The organism is Frankia canadensis (assembly GCF_900197875.1).
GTDB classification, from domain to species: domain Bacteria; phylum Actinomycetota; class Actinomycetes; order Frankiales; family Frankiaceae; genus Frankia; species Frankia canadensis.
In genome coordinates this window covers 1-1793 of record NZ_FZMO01000400.1, presented here as the reverse complement: position 1 = coordinate 1793, position 1793 = coordinate 1, and the positions used below count along the sequence as shown (strand labels likewise).

Genomic DNA, 1793 nt, shown 5'->3' with positions numbered 1-1793 from the left:
GTGTCCATTCACGGGTGCGCGCTCCAGCACCCCCGGTTTTGATGTTGTTTTAGGCGGTGGTCAGGGCGGGCGCGGTGGCGCGGGGGGCGGGTAGCCAGGGCTGGCCTGCGAGGGCCATCTGGATGGCGTCGACGGCGCGGATGCCGTGGTCGCGGGCGGAGACGAGGTAGGAGCGCACGCGCAGGTAGGCGGCAAGGGTGGTGGGGGTGTGCCAGTAGCCCGAGACGGCCTGGTGGCGTTTCGGGAGCCTGATGGCCTGCTCGGCGGGATTGTTCGTCCAGGGGATCTTGAAGTCGGTGAGGAAGAGCCAGACCTGGTCGGCCTTCGCGGCAAGCCGGCGGGCGAGGACCAGACCGGGGTGGTTCTTCCCGTCGGTCCAGGGTCTGGACATGTTCGTCAGGTCGCCGATGCGGACGTCAGCGTCGTAGCGGGCCCGCAGCTCGTCGATCATCTTCTGGTCCAGGCGGCTGTTTCCGGCGGCGCGGGTGGCGGTGACGAGGGTGTTGGCCTCGCGGAGGAGGTCGATCAGCCGGCCGGCCCAGCGCTGGACCTTCGGCGCGAGCGTCAGCACGGCCCGCAACGCCCTGATCAGATGGGCACAACACAGTTGGACGCCGGCGAGGCCGGGGTCGTACTGGTGCCAGCCGGCGTAGTCGTCGCGGGTCAGGTAGCCGGGCCAGCCGTCGAGCACCCCGGTGCCGTGGATCGCCTCCGAGGAGCGGGAGCCCATCGCCGCGTACCAGACCAGCCCGGGCGTCGGAGTGCGGATGACCAGCAGGTGCGGGGTGCCGGACAGGACCGTGCCGGTGGCCTCGTCGAGATCCCTGCGGAGCACGTTGACCGGGGACTCGTCCCCGCACAGCACCGGCTCGGCGCGCAGCGCCGCCTTCATCGCCTCGTCGAACCCGGCGGCCTCCAGGTCCTGGGCGAGCCGGGCGTTCGCGCGGGCGACGAACCCGGCCGAGACCTCCACGCCCAGCAGCCCGGCGATGACCCTCGCGGCCCGTTCCACCGGCACGTTGGCCTCACTGGCCAGCAGCACCGCCGCCGCGTGCAGCCGCGGCCCGTAGGACACCGTGCCCGTCGCCGCGTGCCGGACCCCCGGCACCCCGGCCGTGGTGACCTTCCCGCAGCAGGCGCAGCGCCGCCGCGGCAGCGCCCACTCCACCTTCTCCAACACCGGGTCGAGCAGGTCCCAGACCTGCGCCCAGCCCTCAGGCAGCACCTCCGCGCCGGCCAGGTCAGCCTCGCACGACGAGCACTCCGCCGGTGGATCCGCGGCTTCTGACCGGTCCGGTTCCGGCTCCCGGCGCAGGCCCGCGCCCGGATGACCCGGCTGCCCGCCCGGCTTCCGTTCCTTCGAACGGACCCGCTCCGAGGACTCCCGCCGCTGCGCCTTCCGCTTCTCCTTCGCCCCGACCGGCTCCTTCGACGGCGGAACCGACGAGTTCGTACTGTCCATCCCGACCCGCCGCCGCAGGTCGGCGACCTCGAGCTCCAACCGCTGTCGCTCGGCCCGCTCCGCGGCCAACTCCGCCTCATGGCGCTCGGCCATACCCTCGATCACCCGGCGCAGCCGCTCGTTCGTCGCCACCAGCCGGCCGTTCGTCGTGGCGAACTGTTCGATCCGCGCCTCGGCAGCCGCGAGACGCGACTCCAACGACGCGGACAGGTCAGCCACAAACCCAGATCATCCACGCCCCACAGCCACGATCAAGCAACAACCACAACGTGTCACCCCAACACAAACGCCCAGCTCAGCGGACCGCTGTCACTCACCCGTGAATGGACAC

Annotated in this window: 1 protein-coding gene; it reads right to left on the bottom strand. The window is 71.7% G+C overall.

Annotated elements, in window-relative coordinates; genetic code table 11:
• Positions 1-49: 49 nt before the first annotated feature.
• Positions 50-1681: an IS66 family transposase gene (gene tnpC, locus C1A33_RS24545; RefSeq protein ID WP_101833708.1), complete on the bottom strand. Its 1632-nt coding sequence runs from the start codon at positions 1679-1681 to the stop codon at positions 50-52.
• Positions 1682-1793: the final 112 nt, after the last annotated feature.